This is a genomic window from Pirellulales bacterium, assembly GCA_019636335.1.
GTDB lineage: Bacteria > Planctomycetota > Planctomycetia > Pirellulales > JAEUIK01 > JAHBXR01.
Genome location: JAHBXR010000035.1, coordinates 21,659 through 41,484, shown reverse-complemented (window position 1 = coordinate 41,484; position 19,826 = coordinate 21,659). Strand labels below are relative to the sequence as shown.

17 protein-coding genes are annotated in these 19,826 nt (G+C 63.7%); 11 read left to right on the top strand and 6 right to left on the bottom strand.

Annotation, left to right across the window (positions count from 1 at the left end; translation table 11 throughout):
* Nucleotides 1-22: 22 nt before the first annotated feature.
* Together gatC and rpmB are read right to left on the bottom strand one after the other, a co-directional pair.
* Complete coding sequence (gatC, locus tag KF708_23150; protein MBX3415601.1) at nt 23-313, bottom strand: Asp-tRNA(Asn)/Glu-tRNA(Gln) amidotransferase subunit GatC; 291 nt, start codon at nt 311-313, stop codon at nt 23-25.
* Nucleotides 314-493: 180 nt separating this feature from the next.
* Nucleotides 494-760, bottom strand: a complete 267-nt coding sequence (rpmB, locus tag KF708_23145; protein MBX3415600.1) for a 50S ribosomal protein L28 — start codon at nt 758-760, stop codon at nt 494-496.
* Between the two features lie 311 nt (nt 761-1,071).
* On the opposite strand from rpmB, the gene KF708_23140 reads away from it, so the two are divergent.
* The 8 genes from KF708_23140 to KF708_23105 all read left to right on the top strand — a co-directional run bounded on the left by KF708_23140 (nt 1,072) and on the right by KF708_23105 (nt 11,517).
* The gene (locus KF708_23140; protein ID MBX3415599.1) at nt 1,072-1,995 is read left to right on the top strand and encodes a hypothetical protein; all 924 of its coding nucleotides are present in this window, start codon (nt 1,072-1,074) and stop codon (nt 1,993-1,995) included.
* Nucleotides 1,992-2,741, top strand: a complete 750-nt coding sequence (locus KF708_23135) for an ABC transporter ATP-binding protein (GenBank protein MBX3415598.1) — start codon at nt 1,992-1,994, stop codon at nt 2,739-2,741. The genes KF708_23140 and KF708_23135 overlap by 4 nt, the downstream gene beginning before the upstream one ends.
* Before the next feature lie 119 nt (nt 2,742-2,860).
* Nucleotides 2,861-4,612, top strand: coding sequence for a hypothetical protein (locus tag KF708_23130; GenBank protein ID MBX3415597.1), 1,752 nt, complete (start codon nt 2,861-2,863; stop codon nt 4,610-4,612).
* Nucleotides 4,613-5,029: 417 nt separating this feature from the next.
* Complete coding sequence (locus KF708_23125; protein MBX3415596.1) at nt 5,030-5,845, top strand: menaquinone biosynthesis protein; 816 nt, start codon at nt 5,030-5,032, stop codon at nt 5,843-5,845.
* Entirely contained in the window at nt 5,814-6,914 is a 1,101-nt protein-coding gene (gene mqnC, locus KF708_23120) for a dehypoxanthine futalosine cyclase (protein ID MBX3415595.1), read from the top strand. Before KF708_23125 ends, mqnC begins: the two co-directional genes overlap by 32 nt.
* A 155-nt stretch (nt 6,915-7,069) precedes the next feature.
* A complete protein-coding gene (locus tag KF708_23115) occupies nt 7,070-7,843 on the top strand; it encodes an ATP-binding cassette domain-containing protein (protein MBX3415594.1) in 774 nt (257 codons plus the stop codon).
* Nucleotides 7,844-7,883: 40 nt separating this feature from the next.
* On the top strand, nt 7,884-10,217 hold the full coding sequence (locus tag KF708_23110) for a CPBP family intramembrane metalloprotease (protein ID MBX3415593.1): 2,334 nt from the start codon (nt 7,884-7,886) through the stop codon (nt 10,215-10,217).
* Nucleotides 10,218-10,227: 10 nt separating this feature from the next.
* Entirely contained in the window at nt 10,228-11,517 is a 1,290-nt protein-coding gene (locus KF708_23105; protein MBX3415592.1) for an amidohydrolase family protein, read from the top strand.
* Between the two features lie 80 nt (nt 11,518-11,597).
* Here KF708_23105 and KF708_23100 read toward each other — a convergent pair whose 3' ends face one another.
* The 4 genes from KF708_23100 to KF708_23085 form a co-directional block, all read right to left on the bottom strand.
* Nucleotides 11,598-12,431 (bottom strand): universal stress protein, encoded by an 834-nt coding sequence (locus KF708_23100; protein ID MBX3415591.1) that lies wholly within the window; start codon nt 12,429-12,431, stop codon nt 11,598-11,600.
* Nucleotides 12,432-12,552: 121 nt separating this feature from the next.
* Entirely contained in the window at nt 12,553-13,092 is a 540-nt protein-coding gene (gene tnpA, locus KF708_23095) for an IS200/IS605 family transposase (protein ID MBX3415590.1), read from the bottom strand.
* 117 nt (nt 13,093-13,209) lie between these two features.
* Nucleotides 13,210-14,112: a dihydrodipicolinate synthase family protein gene (locus KF708_23090; GenBank protein ID MBX3415589.1), complete on the bottom strand. Its 903-nt coding sequence runs from the start codon at nt 14,110-14,112 to the stop codon at nt 13,210-13,212.
* Between the two features lie 64 nt (nt 14,113-14,176).
* On the bottom strand, nt 14,177-15,106 hold the full coding sequence (locus tag KF708_23085; protein ID MBX3415588.1) for a succinylglutamate desuccinylase/aspartoacylase family protein: 930 nt from the start codon (nt 15,104-15,106) through the stop codon (nt 14,177-14,179).
* Between the two features lie 638 nt (nt 15,107-15,744).
* On the opposite strand from KF708_23085, the gene KF708_23080 reads away from it, so the two are divergent.
* From KF708_23080 to lysA, 3 genes are all read left to right on the top strand, one after another.
* A complete protein-coding gene (locus KF708_23080) occupies nt 15,745-17,442 on the top strand; it encodes a hypothetical protein (GenBank protein MBX3415587.1) in 1,698 nt (565 codons plus the stop codon).
* A gap of 355 nt (nt 17,443-17,797) precedes the next feature.
* The gene (locus tag KF708_23075; GenBank protein MBX3415586.1) at nt 17,798-18,247 is read left to right on the top strand and encodes a hypothetical protein; all 450 of its coding nucleotides are present in this window, start codon (nt 17,798-17,800) and stop codon (nt 18,245-18,247) included.
* A gap of 145 nt (nt 18,248-18,392) precedes the next feature.
* Nucleotides 18,393-19,664 (top strand): diaminopimelate decarboxylase, encoded by a 1,272-nt coding sequence (gene lysA, locus KF708_23070; GenBank protein MBX3415585.1) that lies wholly within the window; start codon nt 18,393-18,395, stop codon nt 19,662-19,664.
* Nucleotides 19,665-19,826: the final 162 nt, after the last annotated feature.

Below are 19,826 nucleotides of genomic sequence, written 5' to 3'. Positions count from 1 at the left end.
GGTTCAACGCACTCGCAGTCTGCTATTCGCCCAGCACGGCGGGCACGAGATAGCATTCGTCGTCGTGGTGGGGGGCATTCGCCAGCGCCGCTTTGCGGTCGAGCGAAGGGGTGACTTCATCGGCGCGAAAGACGTTCGACATCTCGACCGCGTGCGCCATCGGCTCGACGCCGTCGGTGTCGAGCTCGGCCAGCAGGTTCATGTAGTCGACCACCTGGCTGAGCTGAGTGGTCATCGTGTCGAGCTCCTCGGGCGAGAGGAGCAATCGCCCCAGCAGAGAGACCTTCTCGACATCGGCACGCGTCAGACTCATGGCTTACTCGCCATCCTGAAAAAGAGTCGATCCACAGATTTCACAGATTACGGATGATCGAGGCCGTTGGGAACCCGGTCAAACCCGTGGAATCTGACGCGGCGATTCGAAAGAACACTGGCATCGCCAGTGGCACCCCGGAGCCTGCGGCCAGAACTGTTTGAGCCAATGCCCGAGGCCCTAGGCCGTGCTGGTGGGCAGACGGAAGGGAGCCGCGGCGATGCGCTTCGTCACGGCGCCACTGCGGATACATTGCGTGCAGACGCGCAGGGTCTTGTTCGTGCCGTTCACGGTGACCCGCAGCGTCTGCAGGTTCGGCTTGAACTGGCGACGCGTAATGCCGGTGACTTTGGTACCGACGCCGCCGAGGTACTTGGCCTTACCGCGCGTGGTGACCCGATTGCCGACCTGGGGGCCTTTTCCGCAAACTTCGCAATTCCGAGCCATCGAACCTCTCCGCGCGCCATGCCATAGCCAAGATCGTTAATAAGTGTCGAACCGCCCAGTATATCGGTTCAGCGGGTGTACGCAAGGTGAGCCGTCTCCCGTCCGTCGGTCCATGGCCGGCCACGGCGAGGAGCCCGGGAAAGGGCATAAATTGCCTCGTCAGCGGAACTTCCGAGTGGACAAGTCCGTACAACTTCGCGACCATTGAAGGGCCAGGACCGCGGCGAGCGGCCCTGCTGCGTGCCTCGGACGCTGCCGAGAAGAGGCTGTCCCTTGGGCACCGTCCCCCCTCGCCCCGGACGAGAAACGCCATGCTGAGCCGCTGGTTCAATGTCGTGGTCGGGCTGTTCTGGCTGACGACCATGGGCTGGCTCATTTTGGCCAAGGTCGTCCCCTCGCTGCTGGTCGGAGAGCCCCCCACCTACCGCACGATCTTCGCCGGCGCCGAGCAAACGCCCGAAGAGGCGACTGTCGGTTGGAATATCTTCTGGGATGACCAGCCCGTGGGCGAGGCCGCCAGCACGGCGCGGCGCAATCTCGACGGCGTCATGCAGGTCGAATCGCGCGTCGATCTGCGCCAGGTACCCCTCGACAAGCTCAGCCCCTTCCGGCTCGGGGCGTTCATTAACCTGTTCAAGGGCGTGCCGCGCGACCTCGATATGTCGGTCGAAACGCTGCTCGAGATCGACCCCTTGGGACGCCTGGGCAGCTTCGAATCGATCCTCAAGGTCGGCACGCTCCCCGAGGCCGTCCGCCTGCGCGGCGTGGTCGAAGACAACCAGTTGCAGTTGAATCTCAGCTCGGGGGGATTCCACTATACGACGCGCGCCTACCTGGCGGCCGACAGCGTCGTGAGCGATTCGATGTCGCCGCACGCCAACCTCCCTGGCTTGCGCCTGCACCAGCGCTGGACTGTGCCGGTCTACAGCCCCTTCCACCCGCCCAACCATCCCATGGAGGTCTTGCACGCCGAGGTGGCGCGGCGCGAGCCGATCATCTGGGACAACAAGCTCGTGAATGCCTGGCTCGTCGTCTACCACGACGACAACCACGCCCACGGCGCCGAGGATCAATCGCCACGCGGCCGAGTCTGGGTTCATCCCGATGGCCGCGTCCTGCGACAAGACGCCGAGATGATGAATGGCTGGCTGCGATTCGAGCGGATGACCGTGGCGCCGCCCCCCGTCCCCTCGAAGGCCGCGGGCGGAATCCCCCAAGAGGCGGCCGCACCATGATCGAAATCAAGCAAGTCGCACGCAGTTACGGCCGCAAGACGGCCGTGGCGGGACTCGATCTCATCGTGCCCACGGGCGAGCTGTTCGCCTTTCTGGGGCCCAACGGCGCCGGCAAGACCACCACGATCAAGATGCTCGTCGGGCTGCTGCGCCCGACCGCCGGCAGCATTCAACTCAGTGGCTACGACGTGGTCCGCCAGCAGCGCGAGGCCAGCCGCGTGCTGGGCTACATTCCGGATGAGCCCTACCTCTACGAGAAGCTGACGGGACGCGAATTCCTCGAGTTCGTGGCCGAGATGTACGGACTGCCGCGGGCCGTCGCCGAGGAACGCATCGCCCGCGAAATCGCCTCCTTCGAGCTGGACGACTTCGTCGATCAATTGACCGAAAGCTACTCGCACGGCATGAAGCAGCGCGTCGTCTTCGCCTCGTCGCTGCTGCACGATCCCGAGGTACTGGTGATCGATGAGCCGATGGTGGGACTCGATCCGCGCAGCGTCCGACTGGTGAAAGACCTGCTGCGCCGCAAGGCAGACGAAGGGGTGACCATCTTCATGTCGACCCACACGCTCGACGTGGTCGAAGAGATCGCCGACCGCTTCGGCATCATCGATCACGGCCAGTTGCTCTTCCTGGGCACGGTGCCCGAGTTGCGCGCCGCCCTCGAAGTCCACGATGGTTCGCTCGAACGATTGTTCCTGGAAATGACGGCGGCCGCCGAGGAACGGACCCGCCGGGGGAGTTGACCAATCGAAGTGGCACGGGCCGCCGGCCTGTGCATAGCCAACACCAACACCGCACAGGCCGGCGGCCCGTGCCACTTTCACTTTCAGTCCGGTTCGTTCTCGCCCGTTGGCAACCGTTCATGTCCAGCCATCATCCAAGTCGCGCCGCGCTGCTCGATGTACAATCCGAAGCGCGCGCATTTCATCGCCTGCGGGCCAGGCTGGTGACGAACGGCTTGCGACAGACGCTCGCCGCGTCGCGGTTGCGGGTCACGCTCGTCATCTTCTTGACGGCCATCTTCTGGCTGGCGCTGTTCGTGCTCTTCTTCGACTCGTTCATCTTCTTGCGGTCGACGATGACGCATACCGCCACGCACGATCAGACCGTGCGGGCCATCTTCAGCATCTTCTTCGCCTCGTTGATGGTGATGCTCATCTTCTCCTCGGCGATCATTCTCTATGGCGGGCTGTATCGCACGCGCGAGGTCCGCTTTCTGCTCACCACGCCGGCGCGCAGCGAGCGCATCTTCCTGCACAAGTTCCAAGAGGCGATGCTCTTCAGCAGTTGGGGCTTCGTCCTGCTGGGCAGCCCCATGCTGCTGGCCTACGGGCTGGCCGCCGTCGCCCCCTGGTACTACTTCGTGCTGGCGATTCCCTTCCTCGTCACGTTCATCTACATCCCGGGGAGCATCGGCGCGATCTTGTGCATGGTGATCGTGCGCTGGCTGCCGCGCCGCTGGCGCCAGGTGCTCATCGCCGCGGGCCTGGCCGCCGTCGTGCTGACGCTGTGGGTGGCCTGGAACAACTGGCGGGCCCCCGAGGCCCGGCTGATGACCCCGGACTGGTTTCAAGACGTCATCTCGCGCCTGTCGTTCAGCGAGCATCGCCTCTTGCCAAGTTGGTGGCTGGCGACCGGCCTGCTGACGGGCGCCGCCCACGATCCGGCCGAAGCGATGATGTTCCTGGCCGTCACCCTGTCGAACGCGCTCGTGCTGCATCAGTTGGCCGTCTGGGCCTCGGGCTACCTGCTGCGCCCCGGCTATTGGCTCGTCGAGGGACAGGGGAGCAGCCGCACGCGCGCGGCGGCGCTGTGGTTGGATCGCATCTTTGGCTGGGGGCTGTTCTTTTTGCCCCGCACGATGCGCACCCTGATCGTGAAAGATCTGCGTCTCTTCCGCCGCGACCCGGTGCAGTGGTCGCAGTTTCTCATCTTCTTCGGATTGCTGGGGCTCTACTTCCTCAATATCCGCCGCCTGAGCTACGACATCAACCATAAGACCTGGGTCAACATGGTCAGTTTCCTCAACGTGGCGGTGGTGGGGCTGATTCTCTCCACGTTCACAAGCCGCTTCATCTTTCCGATGATCAGTCTCGAAGGGCGGCGCTTTTGGATCCTGGGGAGATTGCCGATCGATCGCGATACGATCTTGTGGAGCAAGTTTCTCTTCGCCTCGATCGGCGCCATCATCCCCTGTGCGACGCTCGTGCTGTTGAGCGATCTCATGCTCCGCGTCGAACCCCTCATCCTGGCGATTCATCAGGCGACCTGCCTGCTGCTGTGCCTGGGTCTCTCCGGCATCGCGGTGGGGCTCGGCGCGCGCATGCCGAACCTGCGCGAGGAATCCCCCACGAAGATCGCGGCCGGCTTCGGCGGCACGCTGAACCTGGTGCTCAGCGCCATTTACATCGTGGCCGTGGTGCTGCTCACGGCCGTGCCATGCCACTTCTACCTCGCCACGCAAGATGGCGATCCGCAGGGCATGGTCTTCGATCCCGAACGCCTGCGCTGGTGGATCGGCATGGGAGCGATGGCCAGCCTCCTGCTGGGCATCGCGGCGACGACGATCCCCCTCTCGATCGGGATGCGGGCCTTCCGGCGCTTGGAGTTCTGATCGCGCCTCTGGAAAGCTCACGCAGCCGCGGAGGGAGCAGGAGACGCGGAGTCTTGTAACGCAGAGGAGCCACCAGGGACAAAAATGGCACAGTGGCACCGGCTGCCAACCTGTGCGGGATTGTTGGGGAAGTCCTGTGATTGAAACGCACAGGCCGGCGACCTGTGCCACTTGCTTCCTTGCTTTGTATCGAACGAATATCCCTCGCGCTCCCCTCCGCGCCTCCTCCCCCCTCCGCGTGCGGCCTTCCTCGAAAGGCCGGTTATCTCCCTCGACCAACTGCGGTTGAAGTGGGGGGCCGCGAGCGTCGTTGCGGGCCGCAAGCGAAACTCTATAATCGATTTAGTGAAAGTATTCACAAGCGTGTCCTCCCCTTTGCGACACCCCGGGCACGCGGCAGGAAGGATCGGTAGCCCGATGAATGCGCGACCGAGAATCCGCGTCGGCGCGGTCAATTATCTCAATACGAAACCGCTGGTCTATCGACTGGGGGAGCTCGCGCCGCAGGCCGACGTGATGTTCGACTTGCCGAGCCGCCTGGCCGACCGGCTGTCGGCGGGCGAGTTGGACGTGGCCTTGATTCCCGTGGTCGAGGCCTTTCAAGACCCCGGCTACACGGTTGTGTCCGACGCTTGCATCGCCTGTCGCGGACCGGTGCTGTCGGTGAAGTTGTTCAGCCGGGTACCGGTCGAGGAAATCCGTACCCTGGCGCTCGACGAAGGCTCGCGCACCAGCGCCGCGCTCGTGCGAATCCTGCTCCGCGAGCGACACGGCATCGAGCCGACGTTGCTGCCCCTCCCCATCGGTCAGACGCTCGCCGATACGCAAGCCGATGCCGTGCTGTTGATCGGCGATCGCGCCATCCACTCCCCCGGCGGACGATTCGCCTTCGTGTGGGATCTCGGCGATCAATGGTGCCGCTGGGCCGAACTTCCCTTCGTGTTCGCCATGTGGACGGCGCGCTCGGGGGTCGAGTTAGACGGGCTCGACGCGGCCCTGGCCGAATCGCGCGATCAGGGAGTGACGCATCTCGAGGAGATCGCCGCTGCCGAAGCGTCGCCGCTCGGGCTGACGACGCCCGAGTGCTTGAGCTATCTGCGAAACAATCTGCATTTCTACTTGGGCGAGCGCGAACAGCGCGGCCTCGAGCTCTATCACCGCCTGGCCATCAAACTTGGGCTGGCGCCGCAAGGAGTCGAACTTGGTTTCCACCATTGCCGGACTGCTGGATAAGGCGGTCGCCGGCGAACGTCTCACGCCGGACGAAGGCCTGCGCCTGCTCGAATCTCACGATCTCACGGCGATCGGCCACGCGGCCGAGGCGGTGACGCGGCGACTCCATCCCGAGTCGTATCGCACCTACAACATCGACCGCAACATCAACTACACGAACATCTGCACCGCGGTCTGCGACTTCTGCGCCTTCTATCGCCAGCCGAAGAGCCCCGAAGGATACGTGCTGTCGCGCGAAGAGTTACTCACAAAAATCCAAGAGACGGTCGAGCTCGGCGGCGATCAGATCCTGATGCAAGGAGGCCTCCATCCCGAGTTCAAGCTCGAGTGGTACGAGGAGCTGCTCCGCGACATCAAGTCGCACTATCCGCAGGTCAACATCCACGGCTTCAGCCCCCCGGAGATCCACCATTTCACTAAGGTCTCGAAGCTGCCGCTGCGCACCGTCCTCGAACGCTTGCAGGAGGCGGGCTTGGGAAGCCTGCCCGGCGGGGGGGGCGAGATCCTGGTCGATCGCGTGCGCGCGGCCATGACCCGCGGCAAGGTGATGACCGACGACTGGTTGAATGTCCATCGTGTCTGGCACGAGTTGGGGGGCCGCAGCACCGCCACCATGATGTTCGGCCACATCGAGACCCTCGCCGAGCGGATCGAGCATCTCGAACGACTGCGCCAGTTGCAGGACGAAACGGGGGGGTTTACCGCTTATATCTGTTGGACGTTTCAGCCCGAACATACCGAAATGGCCGACGTCCCCCCTTCAGGTTCGTTCGAGTATCTGAAGACGCAGGCGGTGAGCCGCCTCTATCTGGATAATTTCCCCAACATCCAGTCGAGCTGGGTGACGCAGGGGCTCAAGATCGGTCAATTGGCCCTGCTTTATGGGGCCAACGACATGGGCAGCCTGATGATCGAGGAGAACGTCGTCGCGGCCGCCGGCACCGTCCACTACCTCACCCTCGACGAAATACGCGAGGCGATTCGCGAGGTGGGTTATACGCCCCGCCGCCGAAACGTCTTCTACGAGCTCGTCGATCAGGACGAGCCGGCGACAACCGCGGGCGTGTAAGGTACGTTGGTCTATAGGCCTTCGGGCGGCTCACTTCTTCCGCCGCTGGCCCACGGAACCCGCGGCGGGCCCCTTTCGTTTCCGGCCCCTCGCTGCAACAGACACACGATGGCTCGCCGCCGCGCCCCCCCAGCGCGCGGCGACGACGGACCTCTATGATCCACGTCCGCCAGCTCACCAAGTCGTACGACGATCTGGTCCGCGGCAAGTTCGTCGCCCTTTCCGGAGTGAGCTTCGAGGCGCAGCCGGGCGAGATCTTCGGCCTCCTCGGTCCCAACGGCGCCGGCAAGACGACCGCCCTGCGCATCCTGAGCACGCTGCTGCGGCCCACCTCCGGCACCGCCACGATCAACGGCTTCGACGTCGTGACGAATGCCTCGGCCGCCCGGCACCAGATCGGCTTCGTCTCGAACAACACGGGCGTCTACGATCGCATGACCGCCTGGGAGATGGTCGAGTATTTCGGCCGCCTGTACGGTCTCGAGTCCGACGAGCTGCACGCGCGGATGGAGGCCATCTTCGACCGCCTGCAGATGAACGAGATCCGCGATCGACTCGGCGCCAAGATGTCGACCGGCATGAAGCAAAAGGTCTCGCTGGCCCGGGCGCTGGTTCACGATCCGCCGCTCTTGATCTTCGATGAACCGACGACCGGCCTCGACGTGCTGGTGGCGCGGGCCCTCTTGCGCACCATCGCCGAGCTGCGCGAGCAGGGCAAGTGCATCCTCTTCTCGACGCACATCATGCGCGAGGCCGAGAAGCTATGCGACCGGATCGCCATCCTGCACCGCGGCACTATTCTGGCCGAAGGAAGACTCGACATCCTCCGCGAGGAATATGCCGAGCAGGATCTCGAAGAGCTGTTCTTCCGATTGATCTCGCAACACGATGCCGCGCGTTCGCCCGGCTCGCACCCGATCGAAGCTTGAGTTACCCGGCCCGCACCAAGAAGCGTCTGACGCCACCACGATGAACTGGACGAACGTCAAGCTGATACTGCTCCGCGAGGTCCGCGACCAGATGCGCGACCGGCGCACGATGTTCATGATCTTCGTGCTGCCGATTCTGCTCTATCCGTTCCTGGGAATGACGTTCTTCCAGGTCTCGCAGTTCGTACGGCAACATTCGACGGACGTGCTCGTCCTGGGGTTCGAGGAACTACCCCCCGATCAACGCCTGATCGAAGCGGACACGAAGCAATTCCGTCCCGAGTACTTCGGCTCGATCGATCAGGCCGCGTTGCTGAAACTGCACTTTCCGGAAACGCCGGACGGCGCCGACGCCAAGAAAAACGGGACGAAGGACGCGAGCCCCCTTCAAACGGCATCTTCGAGCACAACGCCCGATGCCCGCATGGCCGCGGCGGAAAACGCCTTGCGCGACGGGACCTACGAAGTCGTGCTGCTGTTTCCCGCGGGCTTTGGAGAAAAGCTGGCGCACTTCCGCGAGGAACTCGCGAGCCCGGGCGCCAATCCGCAGCAGGCGCCGGCTCCGCCCGAGGCCGAGGTGCTGTACAACTCGGCCAAGGAACGCTCGCTGATCGCTTTTGCGCGGGTCTCCGACGTGTTGCGCGAGTGGCGCGACAGCATCCGAGAGGAGAACCTGGCCCAGGCCGCCGCGCAGCATCTGGCGGCGTCGCCGCTCGATATCGAGACGGTCGACGTGGCTCCCCCCGATCACCGCGATGCCGCCGTCTGGTCGAAGGTCTTTCCCTTCCTGCTGGTGATCTGGGCGCTCACCGGCGCCTTCTATCCGGCGGTCGATCTTTGCGCCGGTGAAAAAGAGCGCGGCACGCTCGAGACGTTGCTCTCCAGCCCCGCCGAACGCACCGAGATCGTCTGGGGCAAGCTCCTCACGATCATGCTCTTCAGCATCTCGACGGTGATTCTCAACATCGCCAGCATGGCCATCACCGGCACGTTCATTCTGTCGCAGTTAGAACAGTTCGGCGCGCCGCCGATCTCGGCGCTAGGATGGCTTTTCGTGGCGCTCGTGCCGGTCTCGGCCCTGTTCAGCGCGTTGTGCCTGGCGCTGGCCGCCTTTGCCAAGAGCAGCAAAGAGGGGCAGTATTACCTGATGCCCTTGTTGCTCGTCACAATGCCCCTGGTCGTGCTGCCGATCTCGCCGGCGGTCGAGCTGAACCTGGGCAACAGCCTGGTCCCGATCACGGGGATCGTGCTGCTGCTGAAGGCGGTGCTCGAAGGGAACCACTGGCAGGCCTTGCCGTTCGTGCCGCCGGTGGTGGCGGTCACGCTCGGTTGTTGCCTGCTGGCGATCCGCTGGGCGGTCGACCAGTTCAACAGCGAATCGGTGCTCTTCCGCGAAGGGGAGCGTTTTCAACTCAAGGCCTGGTTCCGCCACCTGCTGCGCGACCGCGAAGCGACGCCGAGCGTTTCGGAAGCGATCTTCTGCGGCGTGCTGATCCTGTTGATCCGTTTCTTCCTCAGCTTTGCCGCCTCGTCCCCCGAGTCGTTCCACGACTTCATGAGCCTGGCCCTGGTGAGCCAGTTGGTGGTGATCGCGACGCCGGCCTTGTTCATGACGATCATGCTCACGCGCAGCCCGCGCGAAACGCTGCTCCTGCACGCCCCGCCGTGGGCTACGGTGCCGGCGGCGGCGCTGTTGGCGCTGTCGCTGCACCCCGTGGTCTTGTGGTTCCAGCAAAGCGTCATTCAACGTCTCTATCCGCTGAATCCCGAGATCGCCCAGGCGCTCGAAGGATTCATGAGCGAGCCAGGCACGTTCTGGCAACTGCTGATCGTCGTGGCCATCGTTCCGCCCCTGTGCGAGGAGTTGGCCTTTCGCGGCTTCATCCTCTCGGGCCTGCGGCATCTCGGCCACAAATGGCGCGCGATCGTCATCAGCAGCATCTTTTTTGGACTGGCGCACGCCCTGTTGCAGCAGTCGATCGTCGCGTCGCTCGTGGGGATGGTGTTGGGTTACCTGGCCGTGCAGTGCGGCAGCCTGCTGCCGCCGATTCTCTACCACATGTTGCACAATGGCCTGGCGCTGGGGGTCAGCCGCGTCACGCACGAGGCACTCGACGAGTGGCCTGTGCTGCGGCTGCTGTACGTCGATCAAGAGGGCACGCTCATCTATCGCTGGCCCGTCGTCGTCATCGGGGCTGCCGTGGCGGCGCTCGTGCTCTACTGGCTCCATCGCCGGCCGTACGTGCGAACCGCGGAAGAGCGGCTCGAAGAATCGATCGAGCGGCATGCCGGGCGGGGCTTGACCCTCTATAATGCGGAGGACGGAAACTCCGACGACTCGCGCACCGATTTCGCGAGCAACGCCCACCGCTAGATCTTCGCTCATGCAAGCCCCCCACGGCGTCTGGCGTCTCAAAGCCCGCTACGCCTTTCCCGTCTCGCGCCCGCCAATCGAAAATGCGCTCGTGACAATCGCCGGCGGGCGCCTCGTCGAGGTGGCGTCCGCCACGCCGCACGTCGACATACCCGACACGCTCGATCTCGGCGACGTGGCCCTCGTGCCGGGCTTGATCAATGCGCACACGCATCTCGAGTTCAGCCATTTTCGCCAGCCGTTGGGGCAGCTCGGCCAGAGCTTTCCCGATTGGATCCGCGAGGTCGTCGCCTGGCGGCGCCGCGGCGCCGCGCCCCCCACGGAACGGCCGGCCACGACCGGGCTGCGAGAACTGGCCGCCACCGGCACGACGACGGTCGGCGAAATCGCCACCGCCGGCTGGTCCCCCGACGACTTTGCCGCGTCGCCGGTCGCGGCCACCGTCTTCTACGAATTGATCGGGCTCGATCGTGCGCGAATCGAACCCAATCTTGCCGCGGCCTGCGACCATCTCGCACGACGCCGTGTGGCGAACGATGTGGTGAACTGGCAGGCGGGCCTCTCGCCGCATGCACCCTATACCGTACACCCGCAGCTTTTCGCACGGCTGACGACACTCTCCGCGGCCGAACAGATCCCGCTGGCCTTTCACCTGGCCGAGTCGCGCGAAGAGCTAGAGTTACTCAGCACGGGGAGCGGTCCATTTAGGACCTTGTTGCAAGATCTGGGTGCGTGGCAACCGGGGGCCATCGCGCGCGGCACGCGGCCGCTCGACTATCTGCGCGAGCTGACACGCGCGCATCGTGCCCTCGTCATCCACGGCAATTATCTCACCGAGGAAGAAGCCGCTCTGCTCGCACGGCACGCCGATCGAATGGCCCTGGTCTATTGTCCTCGCACGCATGCGTACTTCGGTCACGAGCGTTATCCGCTCGCGCGCCGACTCGCCGCGGGCGTCGCGGTCGCACTAGGCACCGATAGCCGAGCGTCGAATCCGGATCTCAGTCTGTGGGAAGAGCTACGCCACGTGGCGGCCCACCATCGCGAACTTTCTCCCGCGCAGGTACTAGAACTCGGCACGCTTGCCGGCGCGAAAGCACTCGGTTTGCAGGCCGACCGCGGAACGCTCGAAGCAGGCCGGCGCGCCGATCTCGCGGTGATCGCCCTGACGCAAGCCACCGGCGCCGATCCGCACGAGTTGCTCTTCGCCGAGGGCACCAGAGCGATTACCACGATCCGCGCCGGCAACGTCACCGCGGACGAATCGAATTTGCTGAGCCGAATCAGCAAGCTCCCTTGAGCACCTTCGCGATCCATGCCCTCCAAGCACGGCGGGCGTTCACAACCAACACACCGGCGCGGGCCTGTCGAAGATGCCGCTCAGTGATACAGAAACAGGGGCCGCGAGCAGGCGGTCAGCACCGTATTCGTGGCGGAACCCAAAATCAGATCGCGGATGCGCGCCTGTCCGTAAGCCCCCATCACGACCAGGGCCACGTCCAATTCCGAGGCGACGCGCACGATGATTTCGCCGGGACTACCACTCGTCTCGACGTGCAATTTTGCCTGCACCTTGTGGTGATTCAGATAATCGAGGGCCAACTCCCCCGTCTTGGCGGCCACGACGCGATTTTCTTCCACGGCCAGGACATGCACCGGGGACCCCGCGAGCAGACCCGACTGCTGCCACGCCTGCAAAGTCCGCGCGGCCTGCAAGCTGCCGTCGTAAGCAATCAGCACCCCGCTGCCGTCAGGAGTCTGTTCGGGAACGGCCACCACGGGGCGTGGCGGCGCGTGCAACAGGTCCCACAGCGAGCTGGCCAAACCCAACCGCGGCGCGTGCTGCGCACGAGCGGTCCAGCGCGGCGCGACGATCAGATCGTAGCGCTGCGCGAACTCGGCAATCTGCTCGGCCGCGTGCCCCACGCCTTCGAGCAGCTTGCACGATACCTGCTGCGCGGCACAGCGTTGGGCCAGTTCGGAAAGCACGGTCTCCGTGTTGACATAGGCCGCTTCGAGGCGTGCCGCGTCCAGCTCGCGCTTCGCCTGCCCACCACCGAGCGGCACCGCCTCGCGCGGATTGACCGCCGACTCGTCAATGATGCCCAGCCCCACCAGCAGGGCCTGATGCTGGAGTGCCCACTCCATCGCCACGCGCGTCGCGGCATGCTCGAGACCATCCGCGTCGAACGCGAGCAGAAGAGTGCGTAACATCCGTAGATTCCTTTTTGCGTCCGTCGACGCGATTCATCTGCATCGCCGCGGCACGCCAGCAAGCCGACCGCGCTCTTTACCGGCGTGATGCCAACGCCATTCTATCGGAATGAAGCGAAGCTTAGAACTCGTCGAACAGGCAGAACGATGGAACGTAGCCACGGAACGATTGCCGCGGTGCTGACCCCTCTTGGGCTCGCGGCAACACACCGACCGATTGTGCCTGAACTGGCGGGCAGGCTGCCGAGCATGTACGGAAGCCCCAAAGGGGCGATTTAAGACAGCCCAGGGCAACGCCCTGGGGGCAACTCGCCACGTAATGGCGCACGCTAGACAGGTTGGATTCGGAAACTGCAAAAGCTCCGTAGCCTGCTTGCCAGGCGAAGCCACGAAACTCTTGACCCTGCGTTTTAATCCACTTGGATGTGGACTTCTTTACGCGCTCGACAACGACGCTCACCGCCACGGTGCGTGCCAAGTCGAAGAGTAAATGGATGTGATCTTCTACAGAATTAATCAGCACGGGCCTGCATTCGATATCTTGCAGCACTTTGGCCATATAAGCGTGCAAGGAATCGCGCACGGCATCCGTGATCCATAGCTCGCGGTGCTTCGTGCTGAAAATGACATGGATGTGCAGACGCGCGAGTGATTGCCCCATCGCCGCCCCTGAATCGCCCTTACAGGGCTTCGTTGTTGCTTTGCAAAAGCCCCCAGGGCGTTGCCCTGGGCTGGCGTAACGCGCCCCTACGGGGCTCCAATACATCGTAAATTGCCATTACGGCGCCGCGTCGTCGACCAGCGCAATCAGCCGCTCGACATCCGCATCGTTCCACGGCTTCTCCGTCGTCCCCAACGGCGCTCGCGGCGGACCGATGTCGAGATCGAACTTCTTCTGCATCGAGGCGCGATGGAAACTCCACATCGCCCCGGAGCTCAGGATCTCGTCGATCGCCTTCTGAAAGGCAAGCATGAACCGTCGCGCCCCCTCGACGTTGCCGGCGATCATGGCCAGCCGGGCCTTCTGACAGCTCACGCCCCACTGATTGTAGAACGTGCCGATCGCGCCGACCGCGCCGCTCAACACGGCGTGGCACACCAGTTCATCCGCGCCGCTGAGGATGCGAATCTTGCCCGCCGTGTACGAGTGCAGCAACCCCATCGTATAGAGATCGTGGTCCGTGAATTTCATGCCGGCGATGTTCGGGATCTCGAGCAGACGCTCGGAGTAAATCCGCGCCGCGGGCAACGACTGCGCCAGGAAGCTCGCGTGGTAGGGGAAGAACGGCAGTCCCGTCGACGAGCCGATCCGCCGGTAATGCTCGAACACCACGTCGGCTCGTGCCGGATAGTAGATCGGCGGCACGCTCGACACCGAGTTCGCGCCGATCTTCTCGGCATGACGCGCCAGCTCGATGGCGTCTTGCGTGGCGACCGCTCCGACATGCACCATGATGTGCAGGCCGCCGCGCGCGGCGCGGACGGCGCGTTCGGCCACGGCGCGGCGCTCGTCGAGATCGAGCAGCACCCCTTGCCCGGTCGAACCGAGCACGAAGAGCCCACCAAGCTGCTGCTCGGCATAAAGCTCGACCAGCCGATCGATGACGGGCAGGTTGGGTTCGCCCGATTCGGCCAGAGGGGTCAGCAGGGCGGGCCAGACACGTCCTTCGACAAACAGCATGGCGAACAACTCCTCGCGCGCGTTGGGGAGCGGGCAGTACCATTGAGCTGCCGGCGCGAGTTCGTCAGCCGGCCGCTTCGCGCGGATAGGTGACGCTGCCCGGTTCGCGGATCGGCAGGATCACGGCCAGCGTATCTCCCACCGCCACGTGTGGAAAGGTCCGCAGCAGCAGAACGCGTCCGGTATCCGCGGCCAGCACGTCGTGGCGCTCGCGCCCCAACTCGTCGACGATGTCGCCAAGCGATTGTCCACGCTCAACCAGATCGCCCAGCGTAACGCAAGGCTCGAAGCAACCCGCCGCCGGTGCCGGATGTTGAATCTGCAAGTATCCGCTGTTGTCGCGGTCATCCTCGACGGTGTAGAGCACCTGGCTGATCGACGCCGGTCGGTCGATGAGCCCCAGCATGCCAGCTACATTCAAACAACCCTCGACGTACGCCTCGACCCCTTGAGGATCGCAGAGGCCACTGCCGCCGTACTCGGCGTAGATGGCAGGCACGCCAGCATCGCGCGCGACCGACAGCGAACGACCTTCAAGCCGAGCATTCGTACCCCACACCACGGGCAGATTCATGGTCTGCGCCATCCGGCGTTGCACGTCGAGTACCGCAGCGTCGGCGTGCAGCACGTACCCGGCCAGGGGCAGCAACTGCATCGTGGCGCCGCCACTGTGAAGATCAATGTAGAAGTCGACCTCGCGAATCAGGGCCGACAGATCGTGAGCCGTGCGCTCGGTGACGGAGCCTGCGGCGCTACCGGGGCAGGTGCGTGCCAGATCGAGCCCATCTTCCGCCGTGCGCGACCCGCGCTGGAAGGCCGCTCGATTCACCACGGGCACCAAGGTGACGCGGCCCCGCATCTCGCTAGCGGGCCAGCAAGAGATCAAGCGGCGAATGGCGACCATGGGTTCGAACTCGTCCCCATGCACGCCCCCGGTGATCAGCAAACGGCGACCGGGACGCGGTCCGACGATATCGTGCGTGCAAATTCCCATCAAACCAGCTAGCTGCTCGAACCGTGACGATCCTCGCGCGGCACCCCTGCCGCGCGCCTGCCCTTACCCTGTTCCGTTGCGCCGCGAGATTCGCTGACCCCGTGACGCACCGCAAAGTCTTTGCTGGACAGAGGTTTACTCATCAAGACGGCTTGGCGACGGATGCTGCCGTAGCGACTCTATGGATGTATCCACCTCGACGGTCGGCAGTTTCGGAAAAATTTAGTTCAACAAGTTGGGCCCGTTGGGGACAGAATTTTGAGCCGTGTCTGGCGTTTCGTGGGAATTTACGTAAACTCAGAGCCACTTCTGGGAGTAATATCGGGACCCCCTGACGCGTAGTTCTTGGCGTCAGAACGGCCGGCGAGCATGGCGCTCGTCATCGTCCCCCCGACGCGGCGAACGGACTCGGTTGAGCGTTGTTGCCGGCGCCGGATTGGCGGCGCCTCGGTTGGCACGCGCGTGACCGGACTCGCTTTCTGCGCCGGTGTCAGGTTCGCCGGTCGCACGATCCCGCCATTAAGTACGTCGCCCTGTCGGCGCACGCGCGCCGCGGCAGCCTGGCGGCGTTGCCTTGAGTCACAAGCTGTTCGTTCAGCGATAGTCTGCCCTTTTATTTGTTCGAGGAGACAACGACCGTGAAGAAACTAGCCCTGGCGGCCCTGACCGCGGCGCTCTTGTGGGTAGCGCCCTCCGGCGCTCGCGCCCAAGACGAGCCGGATATGAAGCCCTTGTTCGTCGTCAGCTTTGCCGGCTGGCAAGAGCTGGTCGATGACATCGAACTGGTGGGCAAGGAAACCGACGACCCCGAGCTGGCGCAAGGCATCGAAGGCCTGTTGACGCTGGTCACCCAGGGGCAGGGCCTGCAGGGACTCGACAAGGAACGTCCCTGGGGACTCGTCGTGCAGACCGATGAACTGCAGTTCCAGATCCTGGGCTTCCTGCCCGTGACGGATCTCGACAAGTTCCTCGAAGCGCTGGCCGCCGTGGGCGAGCCCGAGGACCTGGGCGACGGCGTCTTCAAGCTCGACATCCAGCCCATGCCGATCTTCTTCAAGCAGTCGGGCGACTGGACCTACATCAGCATCGGCAACGAGTTCCCCGAGGATCTGCCCGAGGATCCGGTCTCGCTGCTCGACGGTCTGAACAAAGAATATGACATCGCCGTCCGCGCCTACATCGCCAACATTCCCGAGATCTTCCGCCAGTTGGCGGTCGAGCAGTTGAAGATCGGCATGGAAGAGGGCTTTGGCAACCTGCCGATCCCCGGCCTCGAGAACCTGCCGATTCCCGAGCTGCCCGAGAACGAGTTGGCCAAGAAGATGGCCCAGGGTCAGATCGAAAGCCTCATCGAAGGCATCGAAGACACCGACCAGGTGACCTTCGGCGTGACGATCGACCGCGACGCGAAGAAGTCGAAGTTCGACATCGTGGCCACCGCGGTGGAGGACAGCAAGCTGGCCGAAAGCCTCGGCCGCCTGAAGGGCCAGACCACCCGCTTCGGCGCCTTCATGGTGCCCGATGCCACGCTGTCAGGCACCTTGTCGGCCACGCTGAGCGACAAGGAAATCGAGAACATGCTCGCCTCGGCCAAGACGCTGCGCGAAGAGGCGAACAGCCAACTCGACAAGGTCGATGCCCTCAGCGATGAATCCATCCGCGATCGCGTCAAGGAATTCGTCGGCAAGGTCTTCGACATCGTTGACGATTCGATCGAAAGCGGCCGCGCCGACGCGGGCGTTGCCCTGCTGGGCGATGGCCCCTTCACGCTGGTCGTCGGCACGCACGTGGCCGAAGGCAAGCAAGCGCAGGCCCTGCTCGACGAGTTCGTCGAGACCGTCGAGAACGAAGTCGGCTTCTACGGCTTCCAGCGCGACGTGGCCAAGGTTGATGACGTCCGCTTCCATCAGGTGGTCGCTCCGCTGCCGGGGGGCCCCGAGGCCGATAAGATCGCCGAGCTCTTCGGCGACACCCTCTCGCTCACGTTCGGTGTCGGCGAGACGAGCTTCTATCTCGGCATTGGCGAGGAAGGCCTCGACAAGCTGAAGGAGTTCGTCGAGAAGTCGAAGGAAACTTCCGACAAGGAAGTGGCCCCGTTGCAGTTGACCCTGAAGCTCAACCCGCTGCTTAAGCTGGCCTCGGAGCAGGAAAACGCCGATCCGAACCTAGCCACCGCCGCCGCGGTGCTCAAGGACGGTCAGGATCGCGTCAACGTGACGGTCAACCCGCTCAAGAACGGCGTGTCGATTCACGTCGAAGGCGAGCCCGGCTTGATGAAGCTGCTCGGCACGGTCGGCATGTCGCTCGGAGCGGGCCTCGGCTTGCCGACCCCGTAACGGCGAAAGATCGCTCGGCGCCGTCGTTGCTTCGATGAAGCGGCGCAGTGACCCAGCAATCTCGATCGCAACTCAACCACGGTACGGTGCCACTCCCATCGTGCCGTGGTTTTTTTGTCGCTGTAGCAACTGCCGAGGTTTGCACGATATACTTCTATTGAAATTGACCCGCAGGCTGAACTGGCACCGTATGGTGTTCATTCCCGCAAAACGGGATAGGCAGGCGGGTTTTTTCGTGCGCCCAGACTGCTTTCTTGCGTCTAGTCCTCAGGGACTAGTGTTGCGCAGCGATAAGCCATTGCCTTACCCATAGAATCGCAGAGGCAAGACTGACTTTCAGCAGCGAGAAACTATCATGCGAAAGAAGCGGGCAGCGGCTTTTGGGGTGATCGCGATCGTCTCCACGCTATGCATCTCCACGTGCATCTGCAGTGGGTTTTTCAGCGAACCCGAGGTCGTTACAACGATCAAGTCGGTGATGCGCGATGGCGACCGAGAAGTGCTATATGAATCGCCTGATGCTTTGGACACATTCCCAGACTGGGCATTCTACGCGAGTGCGCGAATGTCTCCGGACGAGTTTCAGGAACTTGTCGAGCGACTAAATCTCAAACCACGGGAAGACTGCGAGGCGACCGAGGAACAAAAGGGCTGGATCAGCTGGCGAATCGGTCAGTGGCTATCGCCGAGTTGGTGGCATCCTTCGGGAGACTTATCCGGAACCTATTGTGATGTGGATGGCGATGTCACCGTGTTATGCAAGTTGGAGGATGGCATTATGTACTACACCGAGTTCTCGCACTAAGGCCGGGCTAACGCCGAAGTACGGTTCCACCCCCCGCCCCCTTGGAGCCCGTTTTTCCCTCTGCTAGGCTGCGAACGCCCTCTGGCGGCGTGTGTCTTGTGTCGCATGACTTCCGCACCTTCGCACCCCGATCGACGAATTCCCCATGTCCACGATCGCTTCCCACCTGCGTCATGAGATTGCCGGACTCGACGCGGTCGAGCTGGCCCGGCGGTTTGGCACCCCCACGTACGTCTATGACGCGGCCAAGATCGTTGAGCGGATCGAGGACCTGCGGCAGTTCGATTTCATCCGCTACGCCCAAAAGGCCTGCTCGAACCTGGCCATCCTCGATCTCATGCGCCGGCACGGCGTGCTGGTCGATGCGGTCAGCGCCGGCGAGGTCCGCCGCGCGGTCGCCGCAGGGTACCGCGTGCATGGCGATCCGCCGCCGGTCGTCTACACGGCCGATATCTTCGATCGAGACGCGCTCGACCTGGTCGTCGAGCAGGGGCTGCACGTCAACTGCGGCTCTCCCGACATGATCGACCAGCTCGGCGAGCGGGCCCCCGGCCGCGAGATCACCCTCCGCATCAACCCCGGCTTCGGCCACGGTCACAGCCGCAAGACGAACACCGGCGGCGAAGGCTCGAAGCACGGCATCTGGCACGAGCAGCTCGACGACTGCCTGCGCCGCGCCGATTATCACGGCCTGGGCATCACCGGGCTGCACATGCACATCGGCTCGGGCACCGATCTCGAGCATCTCTCGCAGGTCTGTGCGGCACTCGAAACAACCGCCCTGCAGATCGGCCGTTCCATCCGCTCGATCAGCGCCGGTGGCGGCCTGCCCATCCCCTACCGCCCCACCGATCAAACCGTCGACATCGACGCCTACTTCCAACTCTGGGATGCCACGCGCCGCCGCCTGGCCGACAAGTTCGGCCACGCCGTGCAGTTGGAGATCGAGCCAGGCCGTTATCTCGTCGCCGAAAGCGGCTACCTCGTGAGCGAGATTCGTGCCGTGAAGCGGATGGGCGCGAACACGTTCTACCTCGTCGATGCGGGGTTCAATAATCTCGCCCGGCCAATCCTCTACGGCTCATACCACCCCATGTCGATCGCACCGGCCGATGGCAGCACCAGCCCGCGACCGTTGGCAGACGTGGTCGTGGGTGGCCCGTTGTGCGAGTCGGGCGATATCTTCACGCAGGACGAAGGGGGCTACGTCGCCACGCGCTCGCTGCCGGCAGCTCAGGTGGGAGACTTCCTGGTGATCGAATGTGCCGGGGCGTACGGACAGGTCATGGCTTCGAACTACAACTCGAAACCGACCGCCGCCGAAGTGCTCATCGTCGAGGGCCACGCCCACGAAATTCGCGCCCGCCAGTCGTTCGAAGACCTGATCCGCGGCGAACGAATCGTTCCGGCCGGGTAGTTCATCCACAGATTTCACAGATTACGCAGATTTGAAGAGACCGTGGTGCGGTTGCCGTACAGCGCGCCGGCTCCGTTTCGTCATGCACCAAATCTGTGAAATCTGCGTCATCTGTGGATGAATCCTCTGGTCTGGCTCAGAGTATCGCTCGCAGCACACTCG